The 26,294-nt window shown below is 74.2% G+C and carries 27 protein-coding genes; 15 read left to right on the forward strand and 12 right to left on the reverse strand.

The window, feature by feature from the left end; translation table 11 throughout:
- Positions 1–163: 163 nt before the first annotated feature.
- Positions 164–1,015: a polysaccharide deacetylase family protein gene (locus ACIO5D_RS29145; protein WP_400798862.1), complete on the reverse strand. Its 852-nt coding sequence runs from the start codon at positions 1,013–1,015 to the stop codon at positions 164–166.
- 228 nt (positions 1,016–1,243) lie between these two features.
- Between ACIO5D_RS29145 and ACIO5D_RS29150 the strand changes: the two genes are divergently transcribed.
- Positions 1,244–2,098, forward strand: a complete 855-nt coding sequence (locus tag ACIO5D_RS29150; RefSeq protein ID WP_363604955.1) for an SAM-dependent methyltransferase — start codon at positions 1,244–1,246, stop codon at positions 2,096–2,098.
- Between the two features lie 70 nt (positions 2,099–2,168).
- On the opposite strand, the gene ACIO5D_RS29155 is transcribed toward ACIO5D_RS29150, so the two are convergent.
- Complete coding sequence (locus tag ACIO5D_RS29155; RefSeq protein ID WP_363604957.1) at positions 2,169–3,038, reverse strand: DNA-formamidopyrimidine glycosylase family protein; 870 nt, start codon at positions 3,036–3,038, stop codon at positions 2,169–2,171.
- Positions 3,039–3,138: 100 nt separating this feature from the next.
- On the opposite strand from ACIO5D_RS29155, the gene ACIO5D_RS29160 reads away from it, so the two are divergent.
- From ACIO5D_RS29160 to ACIO5D_RS29175, 4 genes are all read left to right on the forward strand, one after another.
- Positions 3,139–3,579, forward strand: a complete 441-nt coding sequence (locus tag ACIO5D_RS29160) for an SRPBCC family protein (RefSeq protein WP_400798865.1) — start codon at positions 3,139–3,141, stop codon at positions 3,577–3,579.
- A gap of 87 nt (positions 3,580–3,666) precedes the next feature.
- Entirely contained in the window at positions 3,667–4,326 is a 660-nt protein-coding gene (locus ACIO5D_RS29165) for a hypothetical protein (RefSeq protein ID WP_400798867.1), read from the forward strand.
- 92 nt (positions 4,327–4,418) lie between these two features.
- Positions 4,419–5,252: a thioredoxin domain-containing protein gene (locus ACIO5D_RS29170; RefSeq protein ID WP_363604962.1), complete on the forward strand. Its 834-nt coding sequence runs from the start codon at positions 4,419–4,421 to the stop codon at positions 5,250–5,252.
- On the forward strand, positions 5,249–5,872 hold the full coding sequence (locus ACIO5D_RS29175; RefSeq protein ID WP_400650447.1) for a vitamin K epoxide reductase family protein: 624 nt from the start codon (positions 5,249–5,251) through the stop codon (positions 5,870–5,872). Before ACIO5D_RS29170 ends, ACIO5D_RS29175 begins: the two co-directional genes overlap by 4 nt.
- 82 nt (positions 5,873–5,954) lie before the next feature.
- Here ACIO5D_RS29175 and ACIO5D_RS29180 read toward each other — a convergent pair whose 3' ends face one another.
- Positions 5,955–6,953 (reverse strand): adenosine deaminase, encoded by a 999-nt coding sequence (locus ACIO5D_RS29180; protein WP_363604965.1) that lies wholly within the window; start codon positions 6,951–6,953, stop codon positions 5,955–5,957.
- Positions 6,954–7,135: 182 nt separating this feature from the next.
- Between ACIO5D_RS29180 and ACIO5D_RS29185 the strand changes: the two genes are divergently transcribed.
- Positions 7,136–7,417, forward strand: a complete 282-nt coding sequence (locus ACIO5D_RS29185) for a DUF6158 family protein (RefSeq protein ID WP_363604966.1) — start codon at positions 7,136–7,138, stop codon at positions 7,415–7,417.
- 127 nt (positions 7,418–7,544) lie between these two features.
- Positions 7,545–8,933: an NADP-dependent succinic semialdehyde dehydrogenase gene (locus ACIO5D_RS29190; RefSeq protein WP_400650451.1), complete on the forward strand. Its 1,389-nt coding sequence runs from the start codon at positions 7,545–7,547 to the stop codon at positions 8,931–8,933.
- Positions 8,934–8,994: 61 nt separating this feature from the next.
- Here the strand turns inward: ACIO5D_RS29190 and ACIO5D_RS29195 are convergent, their stop codons facing one another.
- Complete coding sequence (locus tag ACIO5D_RS29195) at positions 8,995–9,276, reverse strand: hypothetical protein (RefSeq protein ID WP_363604970.1); 282 nt, start codon at positions 9,274–9,276, stop codon at positions 8,995–8,997.
- A gap of 42 nt (positions 9,277–9,318) precedes the next feature.
- Complete coding sequence (locus ACIO5D_RS29200; protein ID WP_400650454.1) at positions 9,319–10,314, reverse strand: Ku protein; 996 nt, start codon at positions 10,312–10,314, stop codon at positions 9,319–9,321.
- Positions 10,315–10,453: 139 nt separating this feature from the next.
- On the opposite strand from ACIO5D_RS29200, the gene ACIO5D_RS29205 reads away from it, so the two are divergent.
- Entirely contained in the window at positions 10,454–10,687 is a 234-nt protein-coding gene (locus ACIO5D_RS29205; protein WP_363604972.1) for a hypothetical protein, read from the forward strand.
- Between the two features lie 344 nt (positions 10,688–11,031).
- Here ACIO5D_RS29205 and ACIO5D_RS29210 read toward each other — a convergent pair whose 3' ends face one another.
- Positions 11,032–12,237, reverse strand: coding sequence for a metallophosphoesterase (locus tag ACIO5D_RS29210; RefSeq protein WP_400798913.1), 1,206 nt, complete (start codon positions 12,235–12,237; stop codon positions 11,032–11,034).
- Positions 12,238–12,512: 275 nt separating this feature from the next.
- Between ACIO5D_RS29210 and ACIO5D_RS29215 the strand changes: the two genes are divergently transcribed.
- From ACIO5D_RS29215 to ACIO5D_RS29235, 5 genes are all read left to right on the forward strand, one after another.
- On the forward strand, positions 12,513–13,943 hold the full coding sequence (locus tag ACIO5D_RS29215) for an amino acid permease (protein ID WP_363604974.1): 1,431 nt from the start codon (positions 12,513–12,515) through the stop codon (positions 13,941–13,943).
- Positions 13,944–14,075: 132 nt separating this feature from the next.
- The gene (locus tag ACIO5D_RS29220; RefSeq protein ID WP_363604975.1) at positions 14,076–14,996 is read left to right on the forward strand and encodes an EI24 domain-containing protein; all 921 of its coding nucleotides are present in this window, start codon (positions 14,076–14,078) and stop codon (positions 14,994–14,996) included.
- Positions 14,997–15,569: 573 nt separating this feature from the next.
- Positions 15,570–16,250, forward strand: a complete 681-nt coding sequence (locus tag ACIO5D_RS29225; RefSeq protein WP_400798870.1) for a transglycosylase SLT domain-containing protein — start codon at positions 15,570–15,572, stop codon at positions 16,248–16,250.
- Between the two features lie 144 nt (positions 16,251–16,394).
- Positions 16,395–17,417, forward strand: a complete 1,023-nt coding sequence (locus ACIO5D_RS29230; RefSeq protein ID WP_363604978.1) for a glycosyltransferase — start codon at positions 16,395–16,397, stop codon at positions 17,415–17,417.
- Between the two features lie 201 nt (positions 17,418–17,618).
- Entirely contained in the window at positions 17,619–20,528 is a 2,910-nt protein-coding gene (locus ACIO5D_RS29235; protein WP_400798873.1) for an FAD-binding and (Fe-S)-binding domain-containing protein, read from the forward strand.
- A 47-nt stretch (positions 20,529–20,575) separates the two neighbouring features.
- On the opposite strand, the gene ACIO5D_RS29240 is transcribed toward ACIO5D_RS29235, so the two are convergent.
- Together ACIO5D_RS29240 and ACIO5D_RS29245 are read right to left on the reverse strand one after the other, a co-directional pair.
- Complete coding sequence (locus ACIO5D_RS29240; RefSeq protein WP_363604980.1) at positions 20,576–21,040, reverse strand: CBS domain-containing protein; 465 nt, start codon at positions 21,038–21,040, stop codon at positions 20,576–20,578.
- 91 nt (positions 21,041–21,131) lie between these two features.
- A complete protein-coding gene (locus ACIO5D_RS29245) occupies positions 21,132–22,115 on the reverse strand; it encodes a slipin family protein (RefSeq protein WP_400798875.1) in 984 nt (327 codons plus the stop codon).
- 176 nt (positions 22,116–22,291) lie between these two features.
- Here ACIO5D_RS29245 and ACIO5D_RS29250 point away from each other — a divergent pair, with 176 nt between their 5' ends.
- Positions 22,292–23,083, forward strand: a complete 792-nt coding sequence (locus ACIO5D_RS29250) for a uracil-DNA glycosylase (protein ID WP_400798877.1) — start codon at positions 22,292–22,294, stop codon at positions 23,081–23,083.
- A gap of 18 nt (positions 23,084–23,101) precedes the next feature.
- Here ACIO5D_RS29250 and ACIO5D_RS29255 read toward each other — a convergent pair whose 3' ends face one another.
- Positions 23,102–23,989 (reverse strand): CHAD domain-containing protein, encoded by an 888-nt coding sequence (locus ACIO5D_RS29255; RefSeq protein WP_400798880.1) that lies wholly within the window; start codon positions 23,987–23,989, stop codon positions 23,102–23,104.
- A 245-nt stretch (positions 23,990–24,234) separates the two neighbouring features.
- Here ACIO5D_RS29255 and ACIO5D_RS29260 point away from each other — a divergent pair, with 245 nt between their 5' ends.
- Positions 24,235–24,720 (forward strand): signal peptide protein, encoded by a 486-nt coding sequence (locus ACIO5D_RS29260; protein ID WP_400757144.1) that lies wholly within the window; start codon positions 24,235–24,237, stop codon positions 24,718–24,720.
- Positions 24,721–24,747: 27 nt separating this feature from the next.
- On the opposite strand, the gene ACIO5D_RS29265 is transcribed toward ACIO5D_RS29260, so the two are convergent.
- From ACIO5D_RS29265 to ACIO5D_RS29275, 3 genes are all read right to left on the reverse strand, one after another.
- Positions 24,748–25,026: a hypothetical protein gene (locus tag ACIO5D_RS29265; RefSeq protein ID WP_400798883.1), complete on the reverse strand. Its 279-nt coding sequence runs from the start codon at positions 25,024–25,026 to the stop codon at positions 24,748–24,750.
- A 93-nt stretch (positions 25,027–25,119) separates the two neighbouring features.
- Positions 25,120–25,506 carry a hypothetical protein gene (locus ACIO5D_RS29270; RefSeq protein WP_400798886.1) on the reverse strand — a complete coding sequence of 129 codons (387 nt, stop codon included), beginning with the start codon at positions 25,504–25,506 and terminating at the stop codon, positions 25,120–25,122.
- Positions 25,503–25,670, reverse strand: a complete 168-nt coding sequence (locus ACIO5D_RS29275; RefSeq protein ID WP_363604987.1) for a hypothetical protein — start codon at positions 25,668–25,670, stop codon at positions 25,503–25,505. Before ACIO5D_RS29275 ends, ACIO5D_RS29270 begins: the two co-directional genes overlap by 4 nt.
- Positions 25,671–26,294 lie beyond the last annotated feature (624 nt).

A 26,294-nucleotide genomic window follows, 5' to 3' on the forward strand; every position in this document is an offset into this window, starting at 1 on the left:
AGGGCGGTACTCGGCGGTACCTGGGGAATTGATGCGTTATCACCCTAGGGGCCCAAAAACTGCGGAAACGATCCTGCCTATCCACTCTTTCGGGTGGTTCAAGCCCAAAAGCCGCTACTGGGCGTCTCCGTACTCGCACCCCATTCCGACGAGAAACCGCACCTCAGCCCGCCGGTGCGGTGAAGGAGTACCCGGAGTCGATCAGCGCCGGCAGATACGCCTTCAGCGCCGCCACCGTCTGCGAACGGTCCCCGCCACCGTCGTGGTTGAGCACGATCGCGCCCGGCCGGACACCCTTCAGCACCCGGCTGGTGATCACGTCCGCTCCCGGCTCGGCCCAGTCCGTCGGGTCCACGGTCCAGGCCATCGACCGCATCCCCAGTTCCGCACTGACCTTGAGCGTGACCGGCGCCCAGTCCCCGCCGGGGGCGCGGAACCAGGTCGGCGCCTTGCCGGTGATCCGGTGGATCAGGTCGGAGGTGCGCCCCAACTCGTCGCGCACCTTCTCCTCCGACAGGTGCCGCAGGTCGGGGTGGGTCCAGGTGTGGTTGCCGATGTGGTGACCCCGGGCGACGGTCTCCTGTACCAGTCCGGGGTTTTCCGCCGCGTTCTCGCCGATCAGGAAGAACGTGGCCCTGATCCCGTACTGCTGCAGCAGCGCCAGCACGGCCGGCGTGTGGCGCGGGTGCGGGCCGTCGTCGATGGTGAGGGCGACCACCCTCCGCTCCGGGCCGAGTTCGAACACCGGCCGCTGTTCCGCCGCCGTGAGCACCTGTCCGGCGGCCGGGGCGAGGGCGGGTGGGACGAGTCCGGGCGGGGCGAGCTCGGGCGGGGCGAGGGCGGCCGAACCCCCGTCGGGTGGAGCACCGGTGGGCGGCGGGGACGCGCCCGGCGCCCCGCCCACCCCGGCCACCCGCGCGGGAGGAGCGGCCGCCCCGGCGGCCCCGGTACTCGGCGCGGCGGCCCCGTCGCCGTCCAGCGGGCCACGGCAGCCGGCGACCTCGACCAGCGACATTCCCGCCGCGGCCAGTAACAATCTGCGCGAAATAGTATGACGATCAGACAACATGCTGAATGCTTCCCCCGCGAACCGCCCCACCTCCCACGGGCAACCCCGACGGCCCTCAGCACCACCCCGACGGCCCAAGCGCGTACCGATCCGCAGACCGCGTGACCCCGGGCACATCGGGACCGCTACGCTGACCTCTCCCAGTGTGATGATCTGTCTTCAGAGGACGTGGCCATGACGACAAGTCAGGACTTCTCCGACCAGCGCGACAATGACCCCGCCGAGCTGAGCCAGTGGGAACGTTTCGGCGTCGACACCAACGCCCCGCACTCCGCACGCGTCTACGACTACTGGCTGGGCGGCAAGACCAACTTCCCGCCGGACCGCGCCATGGGCCAGGCCATCGAGCAGGCGGTTCCGAGCGTCAAGGCGATGGCCAAGGAGAACCGGGCCTTTCAGGGCCGCGCCGTCCGCTACCTGGCCCGGGAGCAGGGCATCCGCCAGTTCCTCGACCTCGGGACGGGCATCCCCACCTCGCCCAACACCCACGAGATCGCCGAGTCGGTCAGCCCCGGCACCCGTGTGGTCTACGTCGACAACGACCCGATCGTGCTGGCCCACGCCCGGGCGCTGATGGTCAGCACCCCGGCCAGCCGCACCACGTACATCCACGCCGACCTGGGCAAGCCCACCGAGCTGTTCGCCGACTCGGCGCTGACCGCGACGCTGGACCTCGACCAGCCGGTCGGGCTGCTGATGATCGCCGTCCTGATGCTGGTCGCCGACGAGGACGACCCGTGGGGCAAGGTCGCCGAGCTGCGCGACGCCCTGCCGTCCGGCAGCTGCCTCGCGCTCACCCACCCCACCCAGGACTTCGACCCGGAGAGCGTGGCCAAGGTCGCCGCCGCGGCCCGCCAGGGCGGCATGACCCTCGTCCCGCGCACCCGCGACGAGGTCGCCCGGTTCTTCGACGGCTGGGAGCTGATCGAGCCCGGCGTCGCCCCCGTCATGGCCTGGCGCCCGGACGGCGAGCCGCCGGCCGACCCGACCGCCGCCTACTACTGGGGCGGGGTCGCCCGGAAGAGGTAGGGCGCGTCCGGCCCGGCCCAGGCACCCCGCCTGCGCCGGGCCCACCCCGGCCCGCCGCCCGCCCGGCCCGCTACTTCAGCAGCCGCGACAGCCGCCGGTCCGCGAGCGGTCTGCCGCCGGTCTGGCAGGTCGGGCAGTACTGCAGTGCGGAGTCGGCGAACGACACCTCGCGCACGGTGTCCCCGCAGACCGGGCAGGGCTGACCGGCCCGGCCGTGCACCCGCAGGCCGAGTTTCTTCTCCGCCTTCAGCTCCCCCGCCGCCAGCCCGCGCGACCGCTCCACCGCCTCGCGCAGGGTCGACCCGAGCGCCTCGTACAGCCGGGCCGTCTCCTCCGGCGTCAGGCTCGACGCCAGTTTGTACGGCGACATCCGTGCCGCGTGCAGCACCTCGTCCGAGTAGGCGTTGCCCACGCCCGCCAGCACGCTCTGGTCGCGCAGGACGCCCTTGAGCCGGCGCCGCTCGCCGCTCAGCAGGGCCGTGAAGGCCTCCAGGGTGAAGGCCAGGTCCAGCGGGTCCGGGCCGAGCCGGGCGACACCGGGCACCTCGGCCGGGTCCTGCACCACGTACACCGCCAGGCCCTTCCTGGTGCCCGCCTCGGTGAGGTCGAAGCCGTCGCCGGCCGGTCCGGCCAGGCGGACCCGCAGGGCGAGCGGGTTCTTCGGGCCGGGGCGCGGGGGCTCGGCGGGCAGGCTGTCCTTCCAGCGCAGCCAGCCGGCCCGGGCGAGGTGGACCACCAGGTGCAGGCCGCCCGCCTCGATGTCCAGGAACTTGCCGTGCCGGGTCACCGGGCCGACCGTCCGCCCCTCCAGCGCCGTCACCGGCGGGTCGTAGGTCTTGAGGACGCTGATCGCCACCGGCTGCACCCGGGCGACGACGCGCCCGGTCAGTCGCTCGGACAGAAAGGCGCTGAGGGCCTCGACCTCGGGCAGCTCCGGCATGGGCCCAGTCTCGCGCGGCCGCGCCCGCATTGCCCGCCGGCGGCCGACGGGCGCAGGCTGGAGGTGCCCGGAGGGCCGGGCAGAAGGAGGTCCGCCCCGCATGAGCATGCTCGAGGAAGAGATCGACATCGACGCCCCGGTACTGGCCGCCTGGGAGCAGCTGCACCGGGTCCACGACTATCCGCGGTTCGTCGCCGGGGTGCGCAGCGCCTCCCCGCACGGCCGGAACCTGGCCCATCTCGGGGTGGAGATCGACGGCGCCGAACAGGACGTGGAGACCGAGATCACCGACCGGGGCCGGGGCCGGGTGATGTCCTGGCGGACGCTGGCCGGCCTGCCGTTGCGGGGCGCCTTCGCACTGCTCCCGCTCGACCCGGGCCACACCCGGCTGCAGATCCGCGTCGAGTACGACCCGGAGGCGGTGCACGAGGCGTTCGGCGGTCCGCACGGCTTCGCCCAGGCCGGGGCGATCGAACGGGCGGTGCGGACCGACCTGAAGCTGTTCCGCGATCTGGTCGAAGCCCGGGTAGGGGCCGCATAAGCCCAGCTCAGAACGGGCGGTGAGGATCTTCACAGCGGACCTTCGGCCCGGTGGTCCACGTTTCAACCTGTGGCAGACTCGGATGCCATGGACATCAGCCCGGTCTCCAGGACGCTCCGCGCGGCGGTCTTCGCCGCGCTGGTCGTGCTGCTCGCCGGGCTCGGTCAGGTGCTGGTCACCGGCCGTCCGCTGCCGCTGGGCACGCTGGCACCGGCCGGCGTCGCCGTCTTCGCGGTGGCGTTCGCCCTGGCCGGCTCCGAGCGCCGCTACCCGGCGATCGCGGCGGTCTTCCTGCCGCTGCAACTGGGCCTGAGCGCCCTGTTCGGCCTCGCCCAGACCACCTGTCCCTCGCTGCCGCCCGGCACCGCACGCGGCTTCGAGCCGCTGCTCTGCGGCGGCGGCTCGCTCGGCGGCTTCCTGCTGGGCCACGGCGTCCCGGAGTCGGCCGGGGTGCCGCTGCTCCTTCTGCTGCACACCGCGATCGCGCTGACCGGCGCCTTCTGGCTGCGCCGTGCCGACGCCGCGCTGACCGGGCTGGCGCAGGCCGCCCGGACGCTGGGCGACTTCCTGCGGCACTTCCTCCCGGCGGCCGCCCACTGGCGGCTGCTGCTCGCCGCGCCCGTCCCGGCCCGGCCGGTGGCCCGGGTGCCGTTCCCGCATGCCAGCCGGGTCCGTGTCCCGGTCGAGGACGTGGTGGCCCGCCCGGCCGTCCGGCGTGGTCCGCCGGCGCTCGCCCCGGCCTGCTGAGCACCTCCCTTCCGCGGTCCTCCGCCGGTCTCTCGCCGCGCCCTCGCGCGCCCGCATCCCTCCCGACCGAGAGCACAGGACGACACCCCGCCATGAGCAACACCCCGAAGAAGCCGCAGAACGCCCGCCCGCAGAACGCCGGGGGCGCCAAGGCCGCCGCCCGCCGAGCCGCCACCGAGCGGATGCGCGAGGAGCGCCTGCGCGCCGAGCGGTCCGCGAAGATCCGCCGCCGGACGATCGTCGGCGCCGCCTCCGCCGCGGTGCTCGCCCTGGCCGCGGGCGTGGCCTTCGCCGTCGGCGGCTCCTCCGGCCCCGGCGACGCGGCGGCGAACGGCCCGCTGGTCACCCCCGCCAACGCGAGCGGCGCCGACGGCACCGTGATCACCTACGGCAAGGCCGACGCCCCGCACACCCTGGAGATCTACGAGGACTTCCGCTGCCCGTACTGCGAGCAGTTGGAGACCACCAACGGCAAGACCATCCAGCAGCTCGCCGACGACGGTACGTACAAGATCGAGTACCACCTGGCGACGTTTCTGGACAAGGGCCTGGGCGGCAAGGGCTCGCGCACCGCGCTGGCCGCCGCCGGCGCCGCGCTGAACGAGGGCGTGGACAAGTTCAAGCAGTTCCACGACGTGCTCTACGCCAACCAGCCGGACGAGCGCCAGGACGCCTTCGCCGACGTCAACCACCTGCTCGACCTGGCCGGCCAGGTGCCGGGGCTGAAGACGGACGCCTTCGTGAAGGCCGTCCAGGACGGCACCTACGCACCGTGGGCCAACGAGGTGAACAAGTCGTTCGACAAGAGCGGCGTCACCGGCACCCCGACGGTCAAGCTGGACGGCAGGAAGCTGGAGGTCTTCGGAGGCAACGGGCCGGTCGGCCCCGAGCAGTTCACCGCCATGGTCAAGCAGGTGACCGGATGACGGCCGCCACCCCCGCCACCGCCCCCCGGACGTACGGCGCGGGCCGGCCCTTCGCGTTGCTGCTGCTGATCGGCGGGGCGATCGGGCTGTTCGCCTCCGCCGTCCTCACCCTGGACAAGATCCGGCTCCTCGAGGACCCGTCGTACGTCCCCAACTGCAACATCAACCCGATCATCAGCTGCGGCTCGGTCATGCGCAGCGACCAGGCCGAGGCCTTCGGCTTCCCCAACTCGCTGCTCGGCCTGATCGGCTTCGCCGTCGTCATCGCGATCGGCGCCGGTCTGCTGGCCGGGGCGACGTACCGCCGCTGGTTCTGGCTCGGCCTCCAGGCCGGGACGGTCTTCGGCATCGGCTTCGTGACCTGGCTGATGTACCAGGCGCTGTACCGGATCGGCGCGCTCTGCCCGTACTGCATGGTGGTCTGGGCGGCGATGATCCCGCTGTTCTGGTACACCACCCTGCACAACCTGCGGTCCGGTGTCATCCCGGCCCCGCGCGCGCTGCGCCCGGTGGTCCGGGAGGCCGCCCGCTACCACTGGGTGGTGCCGGCGCTCTGGTACGCGGTGATCGCGCTGCTGATCCTCAACCGGTTCTGGTACTACTGGAGCACTCTGCTCTGAGTCCCCCGGCCGCGTCCTCCCGCCCGCCCCGGACCACCGCGGGGCCTGGACGGACGGGAGGACCCCGGTCTCCTGACGGGCGTCAGGCCACGGTGCGCCCGAACTCGTACGCGGCGACCTCGGCGAGCAGGAGGGCGCGGCGCTCGTCGTCCAGGAAGGACGCGCGGAAGGAGTTCGCGGCCAGCAGGCGCAGCGTCTCGGGGTCGAGGTCGAGCGCGGCCTCGACGGCGCGGAAGTTGTCGTCGACGTAGCCGCCGAAGTACGCCGGGTCGTCGGAGTTGACGGTGACCAGCAGGCCGGCCGCGAGCATGGTGCGCAGCGGGTGGTCGGCGAGGGTGTCGATGCAGCGCAGCCGGACGTTGGAGAGCGGGCAGAGGGTGAGCGGGATCTGCTCGCGGACGAGGCGGTCGACCAGGTCGGCGTCCTCCAGGCAGCGCAGACCGTGGTCGATGCGCTCGACGCCGAGGACGTCCAGGGCCTCGGTGATGTAGCCGGCCGGGCCCTCCTCGCCGGCGTGGGCGACGCGGCGCAGCCCGGCCTCGGCGGCACGGCGGTAGACCTCGCGGAACTTGGCCGGCGGGTTGCCGACCTCGGCCGAGTCCAGGCCGATGCCGGAGATCCGGTCGAAGTAGGGGCGGGCGGCCTCGAAGGTCTCCAGGGCCGACTCGGCGGACTGGTCGCGCAGGAAGCACATGATCAGCCGGGTGCTGATGCCGTACCGCTCCTCGGCGCGGGCGAGGGCGCGGGTGAGCCCCTGGACCACGGTGCCGAGCGGGACGCCGCGTGCCGTGTGCGCCTGCGGGTCGAAGAAGATCTCGGCGTGCCGGACACCCTGCTCGGCGGCCCTGGCCAGGTAGGCGTCGGCGAGGTCGGCGAAGTCGTCCTCGGTCCGCAGGACGGCCATCAGCGCGTAGTACAGGTCGAGGAAGGACTGCAGGTCGCTGAAGGAGTACGCGCGGCGCAGCTCCTCGGTGTCCGCGTACGGGAGGGTGATGCCGTTGCGGGCGGCGAGGGCGAAGGCGAGCTCGGGCTCCAGGGTGCCTTCGATGTGCAGGTGGAGTTCGGCCTTGGGGAGGGGCATGCGTGATTCGTTTCGGTCGACGGGGAGGGGATCGAAGGAGGGCGCGGCGGGACGTACAGAGGGACAAACAGGCGTAAAGAACCATCCTATGATCCGATCGAGTTATCCCGGGCGCCGGGCGGGGAACGAGTAACGCCAGAGGGGGTTGGTCCTGCGCGGCTCCGCCGAGGAGGTAAACGGACATGCGGCACCCCGACGCTCCGCACCCCAGACCCGCGGGCATCTCCGCGCACGCCCTGGGGAACGACACGCTGCTGCACGAGCTGGAGCAGCTGCACCGCACCCGCCACGAGACCTTCCTGTACGGCTCGGAGGAGGCGCTGAACCGGCACACCCTGCGAACCGGTGAGCTGGAGGCGGAGTTCCTGCGCCGGTTCCCCAACCGGCAGGTCACCGCGGCCCGGACCAGGGCCGGGGCCCGGGCCCGGGAGGCGGCGGCCCGGGTGGAGTCGCTGCCGGAGTAGGGGCGGGCTGCGCCGGACCGGCCGCCGCCCGGCGGGACACGCCGGGCGGCGGTGGCGGGCCCGGGGTGGGACGTCGGCGAGGGTGGAGGATCAGACCCCACGGACCGCGACCCTCTGGGAGCCCCCGATGCCCATCGCCAGCGTCAACCCCGCGACCGGCAAGACCCTGGAGACCTTCGAACCGCTCGACGCCGCCGGTGTCGAGCAGCGGCTGGCCCGCGCCGAGGCCGCCTTCGGCGCCCACCGCCTCACCTCCTTCGCCCACCGCGCCGAACTGCTGCGCCGCGCCGCCGACCTGCTGGACGAGGACCAGGAGGCCGTCTCCCGCACGATGACCGAGGAGATGGGCAAACCGCTGACGGCCGCCCGCGCCGAGACCGCCAAGTGCGCCAAGGCGATGCGCTGGTACGCCGAGCACGCCGAGGAACTGCTCGCCGACGAGCACCCGGACCAGGCCGACGTCGCCGACTCCGGCGCCGCCCGCGCCTACGTCCGCTACCGTCCGCTCGGCGTGGTGCTGGCCGTGATGCCCTGGAACTTCCCCCTCTGGCAGGTCGTCCGGTTCGCCGCGCCCGCGCTGATGGCGGGCAATGTCGGCCTGCTCAAGCACGCGTCCAACGTGCCCCGCACCGCGCTGGCCCTGGAGGAGCTGTTCCGCCGGGCCGGCTTCCCCGAGGGCTGCTTCCAGACGCTGCTGATCGGCTCGGACGCCGTCGAAGACGTGATCCGCGACCGCCGGGTGGCCGCGGTCACGCTCACCGGCAGCGAGCCGGCCGGGCGGGCGGTCGCCGCGACGGCCGCGGACGAGGTGAAGAAGGCCGTGCTGGAGCTGGGCGGCAGCGACCCGTTCGTGGTGCTGCCGAGCGCCGACCTGGACGCCGCCGTGCGCACCGCCGTCCGCGCCCGGGCGCAGAACAACGGGCAGTCCTGCATCGCCGCCAAGCGCTTCATCGTGCACACGGACGTCTACGAGCGGTTCACCGCCGCGTTCACCGAGGCGATGCGGGCGCTGACGGTCGGCGACCCGCTGGACGAGGCGACGGACGTCGGCCCGCTGGCCAGCCGCCAGGGCCGCGCCGACCTGGAGGAACTGGTCGAGGACGCCCGCGCGCACGGCGCCCGGGTGGAGTGCGGCGGCCGTCGCCCCGAGGGGTGGGACGACGGCTGGTTCTACGAGCCGACCGTCCTGACCGGCATCACCCCGGCGATGCGCGTCCACCAGGAGGAGACCTTCGGGCCGGTCGCCACCGTCTACCGGGCGGCGGACCTGGACGAGGCGGTGGCCCTGGCCAACGACACGCCGTTCGGGCTCAGCTCCAACGTCTGGACCGACGACCCGGCCGAGCAGGAGCGCTTCGTCCGGGACATCCAGGCGGGTGGGGTGTTCTTCAACGGCATGACGGCCTCGCACCCGGCGCTGCCGTTCGGCGGCGTCAAGCGCTCGGGGTTCGGGCGGGAGCTGTCCGGGCACGGGATCCGGGAGTTCTGCAACGTCACCACGGTGTGGCTCGCCTGAACCCCGGCACACCCGCCGACCGGCCCCCGACCCGCCCCTCCGGTCGGCGTCCCCGGCCGGGTCAGCCCGCCATGCGGTGCCTGCCCCGGCCGGGCGTCAGCCAGCGCGCGACCACGCCGCCCAGCGCGATCAGGGTCAGGCCCCACACGATGCTGAAGATCACCAGCATCGGGAGCCAGCTCACCTGCGCTCCGATCGCGCCGAGCCCGAGCGAGAGCGCGACCATGAACACGACCGCTGTCGGGCTGAGGCCGAGCAGGGCGTGCCAGGCCCGGTGCGCCCGGCTCGGATGCTGCGGGGCTTCGGGGCCGGTGTCGAGTTCCTTGTAGGTCAACAGGTCCATCTGGATCGCCTCCGGACGTCGGGGGGACTGCCGGTGAGCAGCTCACGAGGCCTTGCGGGGAGCTGCGGACTTCCTGGTGGTGGTCTTCTTCGCGGTTGTGCTCTTCACTGACGCGCTCTTCACGGACGCCTCCTTCGCGGTCCGGGTCCCGGCGGCGGGCTTCTTCGCGGGGGCGCGCTTGCGTGGCGCCGCCGCCTCCGACTCCGGCTCCCCGGCTGCCGCCTCCGCGTCGGGCGGCGCCTCGGCTGCCCGCCCCCGGTGCCCGCCCCTGGCCTGCCGGAGGCTGCTGCGCAACGCCTCCATCAGGTCGATGACGTTGTCCGGCGCCTCGCCCGGCTCCTCCTCGTGCGGCACCTCCACCCCCTGGATCCGGGCCTCGACGACCTGCTGGAGCGCCTGCTGGTAGTCGTCGTGGAGCTGGGAGAGGTCGAAGCCCTCGGAGAGGGTGTCCATCAGCGAGCGCGCCATCCTGAGCTCCTGCGGCCGGACGGCGATGTCCTCCTCGGGGGCGATGCCGGCCGCCGAGCGGACCTCGTCGGGCCAGATGCAGGTCTGGAGCACCAGTGTCCCGTCGTGCACCCGCAGGACGGCCGGCGACTCCCTGGTCCGCAGCGCGATCTTGGTGACCGCGATCCGACCGGACTCGGTGAGCGCGTCGCGCAGCAGGGCGTACGGCTTGGCGGCGGCCTGGTCGGCGACGCCGACGTAGTACGCCTTGGAGAACATCAGCGGGTCGATCTCGGCGGCGTCGACGAAGGCCAGCACGTCGATGATCTTCTTGCTGGGCAGCGGCAGGTCGGCGAGGTCCTCGTCGGTGAGCGTGACGGTCCGCCCGTCGGGCGACTCGTAGCCCTTGGCGATCTCCGCGTACGGGACCTCCTTCTCCTCCCGCTCGCAGTACCGCTTCATCCGCACCCGGCCCCCGTCCCTGGCGTGCACCTGGTGCAGCGGGACGTCGTGCTCCTGGGTGGCGGAGTACAGGTGAACGGGGATGCTGACCAGCCCGAAGCTGATCGTCCCCTTCCAGGTGGTCTGCATGGGGTCGCCCCTTCCCGGAGGTTCCCGCTCATCGGAGCATCCCGCTCCGGAGATTCCCACTCTGCCCGCCTTTACCCCGATCGGCCACAGGATCGCCGCCGGGCCCGTCCGGGCGGAGAATGGGCGGCGGCGCGAGGAGGTGGACGCGGTGCGCGGCGTGGAGCGGCCCGGCTGCCCGCCCCCGCCACCGGAGCGGACGGTCTACCGCGTGACGTACACGGTGGCCGGCCGGGCCGGGGTGCGGCGGGCGGACGTCACCGTGCTGCCCGGGTACTCGCAGGAGCGCGACATCCCGCGGATCCTGGCCGCCCGTCTCACCGGGCGGCCGGCGGACGCCCGACGGATCACCCTGCTGGACGTGACCGAGCGGTAGCCCCCGGCGCCGGGGCGGGCCGCCACCCGGACCGGGGAGAGCACCGTGCCGTGTCTTCGGCCGATTCGGACATTCCTCCGCCCAGGGCTTGTCCGACGATTCCCGCCGCGCGCTGATGCGACGCGAATCGTCGGACAAGCCCTAGCATCGGGATTCGATCATTTCGCGCCCCCGCCCGGGTGACGGACCGTCAAATCCCTTTCCCCGGAGATTCCATGCCGTCGCCCCGACACCACGCCCCCGCACCGCCCGCACCGCCCGCACCTCCGGGCCGGCCAGGCGCCCCGCGGCCCATCGGCGAGCGGTGCGCCCGGCACCTCGCCGCCGGGCGGGGGCACCGGGGATCAGACCTGCAACGAGGCCAGCGTGACGATGGTGATGTCGGACGGCGCGCCGACCCGGACCGGTGGGCCCCAGGCACCCGCGCCACGGGTCACGTAGAGCTGGGTGTCGCCGTAGCGTTCCAGGCCGGCCACGGTCGGGTTGGCGAGTTCGGCCAGGTAGTTGCCGGGCCAGAGCTGGCCGCCGTGGGTGTGGCCGGAGAGCTGGAGGTCGACGCCGTGCCGGACGGCGTCGTGGATGGTCACCGGCTGGTGCGAGAGCAGGACGGAGGTACGGGCCCGGTCGCGGTCGCCGAGCGCCTTGCCGAAGTCCGGGCCGTCCCCCTGGTCCCGCCCGGCGATGTCGTTGACCCCGGCCAGGTCGAAGCCGGCCAGCTCGACCCGCGCGTTCTGCAGCGGGTGGACGCCCAGTTCGCGGATGAAGTCGACCCAGGGCCCGGCGCCGGAGAAGTACTCGTGGTTGCCGGTGACGAAGTAGGCGCCGTCGCGCGCCCTCAACCGGGCCAACGGTTCGGCTTCGCGGCCGAGTTCGGCCACCGAGCCGTCCACCAGATCCCCCACGACGGCGATCAGGTCCGGCTGCGCGCCGTTGATGGTGTCGACGATCCGCCGGGTGTGCGCGCGGCCCAGGATCGGACCGAGGTGGATGTCGCTGACGACGGCGATCCGGTAGCCGTGGGCCCGCGCGGGCAGCTTCGCGAGCGGCACGGTGACCTGCTTCAGCCGCGGCCCGCGCAGCACGCCGTACGTACCGTTGCCGACGACGGCCGCGGCCGCGCCCGCGGCGCCGATCGCGACCGTGCGGGCGACGAACAGCCGGCGCTCCGGCGAGGGGGCCATGACCGACGATTCATCAGTTTCCTTTTCTTCCAGGGTGGTTGGCTCCACACTGTGCCGGCGCGGCAGCCGGAGCAGCAGCGGCCGGACGGCCTCGCCCACGGCGAGCGCCAGCAGCAGGTAGAGCAGCACCGCGAGCCAGAGGTAGCCGGGCCAGGCCAGCCACCGCTCGACGGCCAGCGGCAGCGCGCGCCCGCCGACCAGGGCGCCGACCGCGAGCAGGGGCAGCAGGACGGCGAGCACCGTACCGGCCCTGCGCCACCAGCCGCCCGGCGTGGAGACGTCGCGCACCAGGCGCCGCCAGAGATACCAGTGTGCCAGGGTCAGCAGGGCGAGGACGGCGAGGAGGCCGAGCACCAAGAAGGCGATCATCACGCCGCCAGTATGTACGGCCCGTTGACGAATCCCCGCGCCGGGCTCCAGCACCTCCCGAGCGCCTTTCGCTGCGTCAGATCTGAGCTTTTCCGGACCCCATTTCACCCACTCTGACCTGCCCCTTTATGTCCGGTGAGCGAACATTTACCAGAACGTTGTTCCGATATGCGGAAGGAGAAAGTAGGTTGCACCGCAATGCGCGGATCCGTCCCCCCACCCTCCGGCGCACGTGCCGAGGGGCAGGCCGCGCTGGAAAGGCACAGGCACCCTTGATGAGTGCGGAAACCACCACCCCCGCCGTCTCGCCCCCCGCCGGCGGCTCCACCCCACCCCCGGCCGACGGTCACCTGAAGGCGGGACTCAAGAACCGCCACCTGTCGATGATCGCGATCGGCGGTGTGATCGGCGCCGGCCTGTTCGTCGGCTCCGGCGCGGGCATCGCGACCACCGGCCCCGGCATCCTGCTCTCGTACACCCTCGCCGGCGTGCTGGTCGTCCTGGTGATGCGGATGCTCGGCGAGATGGCGGCGGCCGATCCGCAGAGCGGCTCGTTCTCGGCGTACGCGGACCGGGCGCTCGGCCGGTGGGCCGGATTCAGCATCGGCTGGCTGTACTGGTTCTTCTGGGTCGTGGTGCTCGCCGTGGAGGCCACCGCCGGCGCGAAGATCCTCAACAACTGGATGCCGGGCGTGCCGCAGTGGGCGTTCGCACTGATCGTGATGGCGGTACTGACCGCGACCAACCTGTTCTCGGTCGCCTCCTACGGCGAGTTCGAGTTCTGGTTCGCCGGGATCAAGGTGGTAGCGATCGCCGCCTTCCTGGTGGTCGGCACGCTGGCCGCGTTCGGGCTGCTGCCCGGCACCCACGCGGTCGGGATGACGAACCTGACCGGCCACGGCGGCTTCCTGCCGCACGGCGTGGGGGCGGTGTTCACCGGCATGCTCACGGTCGTCTTCGCCTTCATGGGCAGCGAGATCGTCACCCTGGCGGCCGGCGAGTCGGAGGACCCGCAGAGGGCGGTCCGCAAGGCGACCAACAGCGTGATCTGGCGGATCGGGATCTTCTACCTGGGCTCGATCCTGCTGGTGGTGACCCTGCTGCCGTGGGACGCCGCCTCGGTCAAGGGCAGCCCGTACGTGGCCGTGCTGGAGCACATAGGGATCCCGGGCGCCGCCCAGGTGATGGACGTGATCGTGCTGACCGCCGTGCTGTCCTGCCTCAACTCCGGGATGTACACCGCCTCCCGGATGGCCTTCTCGCTCGGCCGGCGCGGGGACGCCCCCAGGGCGTTCGCCTCGGTGACCAAGCGCGGGGTGCCGCGGGTCGCGATCCTCTCCTCGGTGGTCTTCGGCTTCGTCGCCGTCTTCTTCAACTACACCTCCCCCAACACCGTCTTCGCCTTCCTGCTGAACTCCTCCGGTGCGGTGGCGCTCTTCGTCTGGCTGGTGATCTGCTTCTCGCAGCTGCGGATGCGGCGGATCATCGAGCGCGAGACCCCCGAGCGCCTGACCGTGCGGATGTGGCTGTACCCGTACCTGACCTGGACCGCCATCGGCATGATCGGGTTCGTGGTGGCGTACATGTTCACGGACGCCGACGGGCGGAAACAGATGTACTTGTCGCTGGTCGCCGCAGCGATCGTGCTGGTGGCGTCGGCCGTGGTGGGCCGCCGGCGGCGGACGGCGGTGGCGGCGGCTGCCTGAGCCACCGCACCGCCCAGGGAACGCCGGGCCCGGAAGCCGATGCGGAGGCTTCCGGGCCCGGCGGCGTTCCGGTACCCGCTCGTGACGGAACGGACATGACCCGCGGACCGGGAGCCCCTACGCTTTCGTGCTGTGCGAGATCTTGCGGCGGGGATGGGATACCTGGTCAAGGGCCAGAGGTGGGTGGGGCGGCACGGCCGCTGGTGGGCGTTCGGGATGCTGCCCGCGCTGCTCACCCTGGCCGGGTACGCGGTGGCGCTGGTGTTCCTCGGGGGCTGGTCGGACGACCTCGCCGAGTGGGCCACCCCGTTCGCGGACGGCTGGGGCTCGCCGTGGCAGGGCCTGCTGCGCACCGCGCTCGCCGCGGTCGTCTTCGGCGGCGGGCTGCTGATCTCGCTGATCACCTTCACCGCGGTCACCCTGCTGGTCGGGCAGCCGTTCTACGAGTCGCTCTGCGCGAAGGTCGACGAGAGCGAGGGCGGCGCGCCCACCCCGCCGGACGTCCCACTCTGGCGCGAGCTGTGGACCGCGGCGCGGGACAGCCTGTTCGTGCTGGTCCGGGTGGCCGGGTTCGGCATCCCGCTGTTCGTCTGCGGGTTCATCCCGGTGGTGGGGCAGACGGTGGTACCGGCGGCCGGGTTCCTGGTGTCCGGCTTCTTCCTCGCGGTCGAGCTGACGGCGGTGGGCCTCCAGCGGCGCGGGGTGCCGCAGCGCGAACGGATCCGGCTGCTGCGCGCCCGGCTCGGGCTCTCGCTCGGCTTCGGGGTGCCGCTGATCCTGGCGTTCCTGATCCCGCTGGTGACGGTCCTCGCCATGCCCGGCGCGGTGGCCGGTGCCACGCTGCTGGCCCGCGACCTGGTGCCGGTCGAGGAGGGCGCCGAGGACGCGGAGGCGGGCACGGAGGCGGGCGCCGACGGACCGGAGGCCGTCGGCGGGGAGGCCGTGCCGGATGTGCCCCCCTACGACCGGTCCGGGCCGCCCGTCCCGGGCAACCCGTACGCGAGCGCTCCTCCGCGGGCGGTCGCCGGGCCCGACCCGCACCCGACCCCCTGAACCGGTGACCCGCCGGTCACCCTGCGCCACTCCCCGCCGCCCGGACCGCCCCGGCGTGTGAGGCCGCCCACACGGGTTTTGCCACCTACTGCCGCCGATAGTGGTCACCCCCGGGCCGGACCGGCTCCGGCGGACGGACGCGCGCCGCCCACCCGGGGCTCCGGGGCGCGGGCACTCCCCGCCGCCCCGGAAGAACCCAGGCCACCGGCCCGCTCCACCCCGTCGTTCGACGACGAGGCGCCCCGGGCCCATCGATTGCCTCAATCGGACAAAACCTTTCAAAGCGCCCGGCCTCGGCCGGGCGCTTCGTCGTCCGCACCCGCCGTGTCCACTACCGGCCGTAGTACCGAGCGCCTTTGCCGCCCGTCCCGGGCTCTGCCAAGAATGGCCCGTCGCCAGGCAGCGCGGACCGCACCACCCACCGCGTACCCCGCCCGCCCCGCAGTTCCTCCGCCGGGGCGCCACGGCCGTCCCGGACGGCACCGCGGGCCCGCTCCCCCGAGCACGCTCGCGCGATGTCCGGCCCCCGCGTGCCACCGGCACGGCCCCCGACGGAAAAGGATCGCCCGCTCCATGCAGCTCAGCCATGCCCGCCGAAACTCCCTGATCACCGGTGTCACCACCCTCGTGGTGGCCGGCGCGGCCACCGCCGCCCTCGCCATCCCGCAGAGCGGCGGCAACGGCGCCGAGGCCGCCGCCCCGGTGGCCGGTGTCTCCGTGGACGGCCGACCGGTCGGGGACCAGGCCCAGGCGGACGCGACGGCTGCCGCCGCCGCCCAGGCGGAGGCCGAGGCACAGGCGCAGGCAGAGGCGCAGGCCGCCGCCCAGGCTCAGGCCGAGGCGGACGCCGCCGCCCAGGCGCAGGCCGCCGCTCAGGCCGAGGCCGACGCGAAGGCCAAGGCGGACGCCGAGGCCGCCGCCTCCCGCTCCCAGGCGCGCTCCGACCTCAACAGCAAGCCCACGTACTCCGGCAGCCCCCGCGAGATCGCCGCCCAGATGGTCCCGGCCGGCCAGTTCCAGTGCTTCAGCAACATCGTCTCCCACGAGAGCAGCTGGAACCCCAGCGCCACCAACGCCTCCTCCGGCGCCTACGGCCTGGTCCAGGCCCTCCCCGCCTCCAAGATGGCCTCCGCCGGCTCCGACTGGCGCACCAACCCCGCCACCCAGATCAAGTGGGGCCTGGACTACATGAACTCCCGTTACGGCAGCCCCTGCGGCGCCTGGTCCTTCTGGCAGTCCCACCACTGGTACTGATCGGCGGCGGCTCACCGGCGTGGACACATCCGGCATACCGGGTGAAGATATGGCGGACGTACGTACGGTTTGACGGGTATTGATCAGAATTGAGCGCCTGCGGGGCTTTGCCACCTCCCGCAGGCGCTCCTACGCTCCGGCGTCATGCCCTCACCCCTGATCAGCGTCGTGCTCCCCGCCTATGACCAGCGGAAACAGCTGGCGGACTGCCTGGACTCACTCGTCGGCCAGTCCTTCCGCGACTTCGAGGTCGTCGTGGTCGCGGACCGCTCCCCCGACTGCCCGGCCGGTCTCGTGGACGCCTTCGCGGCGCGCCACCCCCGGATCTCCGTCCTCCGCCTCGACGCGGCCGTCGGCGTCGGTGTCAGCCGCAACGCGGGGGCCGCCCGGGCGGTGGGCGAGTACCTGCTGTTCCTGGACGCCGACCACCTGCTGCCCCGGGACGGCCTCCGGACGCTGGCCGACCGGCTCGACCGGACCGGGCCGGTGGACGTCCTGCTCTTCGGGCACACCCGCCACCACGCCGGGCGCGACTGGCCCGGTGGCGCGGAGACACTGCTGGCCGAGGCCGGGCCGGAGGTGGCCGGGCCGCTCGACCGGCCCGCGCTGTTCGGCGCGCCCGCCCTGGTCTGGGACCGGCTGCTGCGCCGCGACCTCTGGCACGACCACGGCCTCGCCTTCCCCGACGGCCGGTACGAGGAGATCCCGGTCGCCCACCGGGCGATGCTGGCCGCCGGGCGGATCGCCGTCCTGCCGCGCGCCTGCGTCCAGTTGCGGCGCCGGGAGACCGTCCACCCCGTGGGCTCGCCCGGCAGCAGCCGCTTCGACATCTTCGAGCAGTACGAGCGGAGCTTCGCCCTGCTGGACGAGCGGCCCGGGCTGGACGCCGTCCGCGACGCCCTCTTCACCCGGATGATCCGGCACTACCTGTTCGTCTTCGACCTCGCCGGGTGCGTGGCCCGCGCCGAGCGCCCCCAGTTCTTCCACCGCGCCGCCGAACACCACCGCCGGTTCCAGCCCCCGGGCCACCGGCGGCCGGCCGGTCGCGAGGGCGTCAAGTTCTCGCTGCTGGCGGGCGGCGCCTACCCGGCCTTCGAGATGGCCAAGCTCTCGCACATCGCGCGCGGGACGCTCACCGGCTCGGCCCGCCGGAAGGCCTCGGCCTGACGGCCCGGTGAACGGCCCGGTGAACGACCCGGTCCGACGGCGCCCGGGTCGAAGGCGGGTGCGGGTGCCAGGGCCGGGTGCGGGTACGCGCCACTCCGTCGGCCGCACGCCGGGGTGGCCCGTACCCGTCCCGGCGTCCGGCTGCGATGATCGGCGGGACCTCTGCCGCCCCGCCCGCCGAACCGTACCGGGAGGACCCGTATGAGCCGCCCCTCCGCCACCCCCGGCACCGATCTGGCCCGCGAGCTGGCCGCCACACTGCGCGGCGAGGTCCGGTTCGGCGCGGCCGAGCGGGCCGTCTACAGCCAGGACGCGTCCAACTACCGCCACCTGCCACTCGGCGTGGTCAAACCGGCCGACCTGGACGACGTGCGCACGGCGCTCGCGCTCTGCGGGCAGTACGGCGTTCCGGTGGTGGCGCGCGGGGCCGGCACCAGCGTCGGCGGGCAGGCGATCGGCCCGGGAGCCGTCGTGCTGGACTTCCGCCGCCACCTCGGCGCCGTCCTCGACGTGGACCCGGAGCGCCGCACCGCCCGGGTCGAGCCCGGCGCCGTCCTGGACGACCTGCAACGGGCCGCCCGCCGCCACGGTCTGCGGTTCGGGCCGGACCCGTCCACGCACAGCCGGTGCACGCTCGGCGGCATGATCGGCAACGACTCCTGCGGTGCGCACTCGGTGGTCTGGGGCCGCACCAGCGACAACGTCGAGTCGCTGGACCTGCTGCTCGCCGACGGCACCGAACTGACCGTCGGCGGCGCGCTCGGCCCCGCCGAACGCGCCGCGCTGCGGGCGCTCCCCGGCCGGGTCGGCGAACTCCACCGGGACCTCCAGGACTTCACCGACCGCAACCTGGCCACCATCCGCCAGGGCATGCCGAGCCTGCCGCGCCGCACCTCCGGCTACCCGCTGGACGCGCTGCTGCCCGAGCACGGCCACCACCTCGCCCGCGCGCTCACCGGCACCGAGGGCACCTGCGCGCTGCTGCTCGGCGCCACCGTCCGCCTGGTCGAGGAGCCGGCCGCCCGCGCCCTGGTGGTGGCCGGCTACCCCGACGAGGGCGCGGCCGCCGACGCCGTCCCCGCCCTGCTGCCGCTGCGCCCGCTGACCGTCGAGGGCATGGCCGCCGACCTGATCGCCGCCCTGCTCGCGGCCGGCCCCCGACCGCCCGCGCTGGACCGGCTGCCCGAGGGCGCGTGCTGGCTCTTCCTGGAGACCGGCGGCACGACGCCGGCCGAGGCGCTCGACGCCGCGCGCCTCCTCGCCGACACCGTACGGCGGGAGCGCCCGGCCACCGCCACCGTGGTGACCGATCCCGGCGAGCAGCGGCAGCTCTGGGGGGTGCGCGAGGCCGCCGCCGGGATCGTCACCCGGCTGCCGGGCGGCGCGGCCGGAGGGGGGATCGAGGCCTGGCCCGGGTGGGAGGACTCCGCGGTGCCGCCGGAGCGGCTCGGCGACTATCTGCGCGACCTGCGGGCGCTGCTTCGCCGCCACAGTCTGCGCGGCGTTCCGTACGGGCACTTCGGCGAGGGCTGCGTCCACCTGCGGATCGACTTTCCGTTGACCGAGCCCCAAGGGGTGCTGGTCTTCCGGGAGTTCATGGAGCAGGCGGCCGATCTCGTGGTCTCGTACGGCGGTTCGCTCTCCGGTGAGCACGGCGACGGCCAGGCCCGCGCCGAGTTGCTGAGCCGGATGTACCCGTCCGAAATCATCGGCCTGTTCGGGGAGTTCAAGCGGATCTGGGATCCGGGCAACGTCCTCAACCCGGGTGCGCTGGTGGACCCGCGCCCGCTGGACGCCGATCTGCGCTTCGCCGGGCCGGTCCGCCCGCTGCCGCTCGCGCTCCCGTACCCGGGTGACGACGGCAGCCTGCTGAAGGCCGTGCACCGGTGCGTCGGGGTCGGCAAGTGCGTCGACACCAGCACCGGGGTGATGTGCCCCAGCTACATGGCGACCAGCGAGGAACGCCACTCCACCCGGGGCCGGGCCCGGCTGCTCGCCGAGATGCTGCGCGGCGAGTCGATCCCGGACGGCTGGCGCTCGCCGGAGGTCCGGGAGGCCCTGGACCTCTGCCTCGGCTGCAAGGGATGCGCGAGCGACTGCCCCGTCCACGTCGACATGGCCACCTACCGGACCGAGTTCCTGTACCAGCACTACCGGCACCGGCCGCGGCCGGCCGCGCACCTCTCGATGGGCTGGCTGCCGCTCTGGCTGCGGGCCGTCGCCCTCGCCCCCGGCGCGGCCAACCTGATCGCCCGCTCCCCCGTCGCGGGGCCGCTGAAGCGGCTCGGCGGGATCGACCCGCGGCGGGTGGTCCCGGTCTTCCCGCCGGAGACCTTCACCCGCTGGTACCGGCGCCACCGCGCCGCGCACCCCGCCCCGGTGGGCGCGCGGCCCGTCCTGCTCTGGCCGGACACCTTCTCCGAGCATCTCCAGCCCGGCGTGCTGCGCTCCGCCGTCGAGGTACTGGAGCATCTGGGCTTCGACGTCCGGCTGCCGTCCGGGCCGGTCTGCTGCGGCCTGACCTGGTACTCCACCGGCCAACTCGGCACCGCCCGGCGGGTGATGCGCCGCAGCCTGCGCGCGCTGGCCGGCACCGGGCTGCCGGCCGGCACCCCCGTGGTCGGCATGGACCCGAGCTGCACCGCCACCCTGCGCGAGGACCTGCCCCGCCTGCTCGGCCCCGAAGGCCGCCCGGCGGCCGAACGGACCCGAACCTTCGCCGAGTTCATCGACGCGTACGCGCCGGACGCCCCGCTCCCGTGGCTCCCGCTGGACGCCATCACCCAGACCCACTGCCACCAGCACGCCGTCCTCGGCACCGCCGCCGACCGCCGGGTCGAGGCCCGGATGGGCCTGCACAACCGCGTGCTGGACTCCGGCTGCTGCGGACTGGCCGGCAACTTCGGCTTCGAGCAGGGGCACTTCGAGGTCTCGGTGGCGATCGCCGAGCGGGTCCTGCTGCCCGAGGTCCGGGCCGCGTCCGCCGACACCGTGATCCTGGCCGACGGCTTCAGCTGCCGTACCCAGATCTCCCAACTCGCCCAGGGGCGCCAGTCCCTGCACCTGGCGGAGCTGATGGCGCGGGCGCTGCGGGAGGCGCCCGGGGCCTGAACCCCCGGGCGGGAGCGGCGGCGCCCGGGTGGTTCCCGGGCCCCGGGTCAGCCGCCCTGGGCGCTCGTGGCGCTCTCCGCCGCCGGCTCCTCCTCGGCGCAGACCGCGGACACGAACTCCGCGACCCTGGCCTGCGGCAGCCCGCGCGCGATGTCCGCCTCGCTGATCATCCCGACGAGTTCGTGCTCCGGGTGGTTGATCACCGGCAGCCGCCGCACCCGGTACTGCTCCATCACCCGCAGGACCTGTTCGGTGTCCTCGTCCGCCTCCACGGTCATCGGCCGGCCCTGGGCCAGTTCACCGGCGGTCACCCGCGCCGGATCCCGGCCCTCGGCAACGCACTTCAGCACGATGTCCCGGTCGGTGAGGATGCCCAGCAGCTTCTGCTGCTCGCCGCAGATCGGCAGCGCCCCGACGTGCCGTTCCCGCATGATCCGGGCCGCGTCGGCGAGGGTCTCGTGCTCACCCACGCACTCCGCCCCCTGGTGCATGATGTCGCTGGCTCTGGTCATGATCGGCCTCCTGACGTGCCTGCCACTCCCGTTACTCCATCGTGGTCCGGCCCGGGGGCCTCCGCCACCGGGCGCCGCGCCACCGCCGCCGTCACCCGGCCCGCTCGACCCGCGGCCCGTCCTGCCCACTCTCCCGCCTGCCCGGCTCCGGGTGCGCCACGCCGTCCGGCTCGTCCAGCGGCGAATGTTCCAACAGCTCTTCCAACGGGGGAAGTTCGAGCTGCTCCACCCCGGGCGCCACGGCCTCCGCCGCGCCCGTCCCGACCTCCGCCGACGGCTCCTCGGCCTGCGCCGCCGACCGGTGGTGCGCGTCGGTCGCGCTGTCCAGGAACCGCAGCAGCTCCACCGGGAAGGGCAGCACCAGGGTCGAGTTCTTCTCCGCGGCCACCTCCACCACGGTCTGCAGCAGCCGCAGTTGGAGCGCCGCGGGGGTCGCGCTCATCACCGCCGCCGCCTCCGACAGCCGCGCCGACGCCTGGTACTCGCCGTCCGCGGTGATGATCCGCGCCCGGCGCTCCCGCTCGGCCTCCGCCTGCCGGGACATCGATCGCTTCATCGACTCCGGCAGCGCGACGTCCTTGATCTCCACCCGGTCGATCTCGATGCCCCAGCCCAGCGCCGGGCTGTCGATCATCAACTCCAGCCCCTGGTTGATCGGTTCGCGGTTGGCCAGCAGGTCGTCCAGCTCGCTCTTGCCGATGATCGAGCGCAGTGAGGTCTGCGCGACCTGCGAGATCGCGAAGTTGTAGTCCTGGACGTTGACGATCGCCTTCACCGGGTCTTCCACCCGGAAGTACACCACCGCGTCCACCCGGACGGTGACGTTGTCGCGGGTGATGCCCTCCTGCGCGGGGATCGGCAGCGTCACGATCTGGACGTTCACCCGCCGCAGCCGGTCCGCCACCGGCATCAGCGCCACCAGCCCCGGCTCCCGCAGCTGCGGGCGGACCCGGCCGAACCGGAACACCACACCCCGCTGGAACTGCTGCACGACCCGCAGGCTCAGCCCGGCCCAGACGCCCACCAGCCCGATGGCCCCCAGCACCGCCCCCAGCACCGCATCGAAAATCAGCATCGCGGTCTCCTCGCGCGCACCAGCACGCCCCGGCCGTCACCGACCCGGCCGAGCCGGGGTCCGCCGGAACCACCGGTTCCACGCTACGCCTGCCGGGGCGCCGCCGAAACGGCTCCCCCACGCCCCTGGTACAGGCGGCCCGGTGCGGGACCCTACGGAACCCTAGGATCGTGCCCATGCCCCAGCGCCCGGACGAAGGCCCCGCCACCGACCCCGGCCACCCCCGTCACCCGGCCGAGGCCGCCGCCCGCGCGGACGGGCTGGCCGTGCTCGACCGCGTCGTCACCGGCTGCCGGGCCTGCCCGCGCCTGGTCGCCTGGCGCGAGGAGACCGCCCGCACCAAGCGCCGCGCCTACCAGGACTGGGACTACTGGGCCCGCCCGATCCCCGGCTTCGGCCCGCCCGACGCGCCGCTCGTCCTGGTCGGCCTCGCCCCGGCCGCGCACGGCGCCAACCGCACCGGGCGGATCTTCACCGGCGACCCCTCCGGCGACCTGCTCTACGCCGCGCTGCACCGGCTCGGGCTGGCCAACCGCGCCGAGTCGGTCCGGCACGGGGACGGGCTGCGCCTGCACGGCGTCCGGATCACCGACCCGGTCCGCTGCGCCCCGCCCGACAACAAGCCGACCACCTCCGAACGCGACACCTGCCGCCCCTGGATCACCCGGGAGCTGGAGCTGATGCGGCCCACCGTCCGGACCGTGGTCGCGCTCGGCGGCTTCGCCTGGCAGGCGCTGCTCCCGGCGGTCGCCGCGGCCGGCTGGCTGCTCCCCCGCCCCCGTCCGGTCTTCGGCCACGGCGCCCACGTCACCCTGGCCGCCGCCGACGGCGGCCCGCCGCTGGAGCTGTACGGCTGCTACCACGTCAGCCCGCGCAACACGAACACCGGGCGCCTCACCACCGCCATGCTCCGCGACCTGCTCCGCACCGCCGCCCGCTCCGCGGGCCTCGCCCCGCGCGAGGACTGAGCACCGGCGGGAGACCCGCTACCCGAATCGGGCCAGGCGCCGTTTCGCCGCCCGGGCCCACACCGGTGCGAGGTCCCGCCGGGCCGCCTCGGCGGCCGCCAGCTGCTGCCCGTAGAGCACCCCGTAGCCGAAGGTCCGGCCGGCGCCGGGGGCGGTGGCGCGTTCGAGCAGGGCGGTCGCCGCGACGACCGCGTCCTGGTGCTCCCCGAGCACCTCCTGGACCGCCTTCATCCGTTCGGCGTACCGCTCCGCCGCCGGGCCGACGGCCGGGGCCGCCGTCTCCCCCGCGTAACGGGCCCGCTTCGCGGCCTTCCGCGCCTCGTGCAGGGCCCGGTCACGCGCGGGCGGGTCAGCGGCGGCCCGGGCCAGCCGCACCCGCTCGGCCGTCCGGCGCTGCTCGCGCGCGGCGACCCTGGCCAGCTCCGGCACGGCGGCCCGCTCGGCGCGCCCGCGCAGCGGAGGGTCGGCGAGCAGCGCGGCCAGGCCCGCCGCCAGGGCCTGCCGCCGGGGGCTGTCCAGCGCCGCGACGACCTCCGGCCGGACCCGCCGGTACTCCTCCCGCCCCCACCGCTCCAGCTCGGCCGCGACCTGCTCGGGTCCGCACTCCGGCGGCAGCTCCCGGGCCCGCGCCACCAGCCGCTCGGCCAGCACCTCCCGGTCCCGGGCCCGCCCGAGGGCGGAGGCCAGCCACCGCAGCTCGGCCACCAACTCGTCGGTGGTGCCCCGGACGAACAGTCGCCGGTACGTCCGCAGCGCGCTGCGCAGCCGCCGGCAGGCGACCCGCATCCGGTGCACCGCGTCCGGTTCGTCCGCCCGCACGGCCGCGTCCAGCCCGGCCAGTACGGCGGCCTGCGCCCCGATCCGGTCGAGCAGCACCCGGCCCGCGGTGGGCTCGGCTGCGGCCATGCGCGCTCACCCCCTCGTCGGGGCTTCCGGTACGTCTTCCAGGCTAGATGATCGATGCCAAGGGGCTCGTACGGGTGCCGCACGAGCATGTCCCCGTGCACGGCCATCGGACCGGCCGTCGGCCTCAGGCCGATCGTGCGCCCGCCGCATGCGGCTTTCCGCGGGAGGGGGCAGGGTGGAGGGATACGGATCCGCCCGAACCGTCGACGCGCCCGGTGACGCGGCCGTCGGCCGAAGGAGGTGCCGTGCGCACCCGGAAGATCCCCCGCCGGAGCCTGGCCCTGGCCGTCGCGGCCCTCGCCGCCCTGCCGGCCGCCGCGCTCACCTCCCCCGCCCAGGCGGCGACCGGTGCCCCGCCGGTCGGCTTCGTGGAGCTGCCCAGCAGCCTGGTGCCGTCCGACCACGGGAAGCGGGTGTTCACCGTCACGTACCGCAACGACGCGTCGACGGACCGGACCGTGGCGCCGCAGATCCTGGTCGAGTCCCCCGAGCGGGGCCCCTACCTCGATCCGTCGGACATCCGGCTCGAAGTGCTGGCACCCGACGGCCACTGGCGCACCATGCCGCTCGCCAGCCAGACCGGCACCCTGTACACCCGGCTCACCCCGGCGAAGGTCGTCCTCCACGGCCACCACACCCTCACCGGGCGGTACCGGCTCACCGTCGTCGGAACGCTCCTCGGAACGGTCGGGCGAGGGACGATCGAACCGAGGGTGGCGCTCTACGCCTGACTCACCCGGAAAAGCCTGACGCGCCCGCTACGGCAGCGGCGCCGGGGTGAAGGTCCCGGTGGGGGCGTCGCGCCAGACCGGACCGGCCAGGGCGCCGCCGAAGACCTGGCCCACCACCCTGCCGCCGATGCGCCGGCCGTCCGGGGGCTTCGGGTCGTCGGTGTCGCCGACGACGGTCGCACCGGCCATCTCGGGGGTGCGGCCGACGACCTCGGACGCCACCAGGGCCGCACCCAGGGCGGCGTGCTGGTCCCTGGTTCCCCGGTGCCGGGAGACCGCGCCGGACGCCGCCCGGGACCGGGCCACCCGATCCGGTGCGTGACCGCCTCCTGTCCCGGCGGACCGCTCAACCCTCCTGCGGCGTCCGCCCGATGACGCGCCGGACCGCAACGCGCCCGGCTACGGCCGGAGTTGGAGCGCCAGGGACATGGTGTAGCCGACCAGGGCGGCGAAGAGGCAGACGGCGGTGGTGTAACGCGGGGTGAAGGGCAGGCCGGCCAGGGAGGGGTAGAGGAGGACGGCGGCACCGGCGGCGATGTCGGCGGCGTAGAGGCCGCCGGGCGGGACCGCGCCGGTGGAGCGCGCCGCCCAGCCGGTGGCGATCAGGAAGCCGGTGAGGAGGGTGAAGCCGGACAGCAGGCCGGAGCCGATCCCGTAGATGGCGGGGTGGGGTTCGGGTGGGTCCTCACCCTCGGGGACGGCGGGGCGCAGCCGGTGGGCGACGGCGAGAGCGGCGACGGCGATCGCCATGGCCGCGGCGGCGCTGAGGAGCGGGCCGGGGTTCATCTGCGGCTCCGGGGTGTCGGGTGGAAGTGGCCGAGGGCCGCTGCGAGGACGGCCGGGACCAGGACGACGATGATCAGCACAGCGGTCCAGACCACCGGGTCGAGGGCGGGCGGGGGCGGAGCGCCGCTGGTCGGCGGCAGTGCGCCGACGATCGCGACGGTCACGGCGGGCGCGGGTGCGGCCGACGGCGGCGGGGCGGGAGGCGGTGGAAGCTCCGCCGGCGAGGGTGAGAACGACGGCACGGCCGACGGTGACGCCCGGTGCGGCGCCGGCTGCTCCCGGCCCGGCTCGGCGCTCTCGGCCGCCGGGGCCGACGGGGCGGCCTGCCACGGCGCGGGCGACGACCACGGGGGCGTGGACGGGACCGGCACAGCGTCCGGCCCAGCGTTCGTCGGAGCGGAAGGAGTGGACGGAACGGGAGGAGAGGGCGAAGCGGGTACCGGCGAGGGCGTGGCCGAAGGCGCCGGACAGTGCTCCCACGGCGGGTGCACCGTCGGCGGATCGGGTGCCACCGGCGGATCGATCACCGGCGGATCGATCACGGGCGGACCGACCGCCGGCGGGGCGGGCGGCAGGGGCGGCAGAGGAGGCGCCGGCGGACGTACCGTCGGCGGGCTCGGGCTGAACGGCGGCCCGGGGTGCGGGTTCCACTGGCCGGGGGCGGCGAGGGTGTGGTCCATCGCCAGATTGTCGAATCGCCCCCGCCGCCGACGGCAGCCCCTGACGGTGCCTCAGCCGTCCTCGCCGTCCCAAACCCACCCAGCCGGTGAACTCCCCGCCTTTCCCCC

This window comes from Kitasatospora sp. NPDC087315 (genome assembly GCF_044744345.1).
In the GTDB taxonomy this organism is placed as follows: Bacteria; Actinomycetota; Actinomycetes; order Streptomycetales; family Streptomycetaceae; genus Kitasatospora.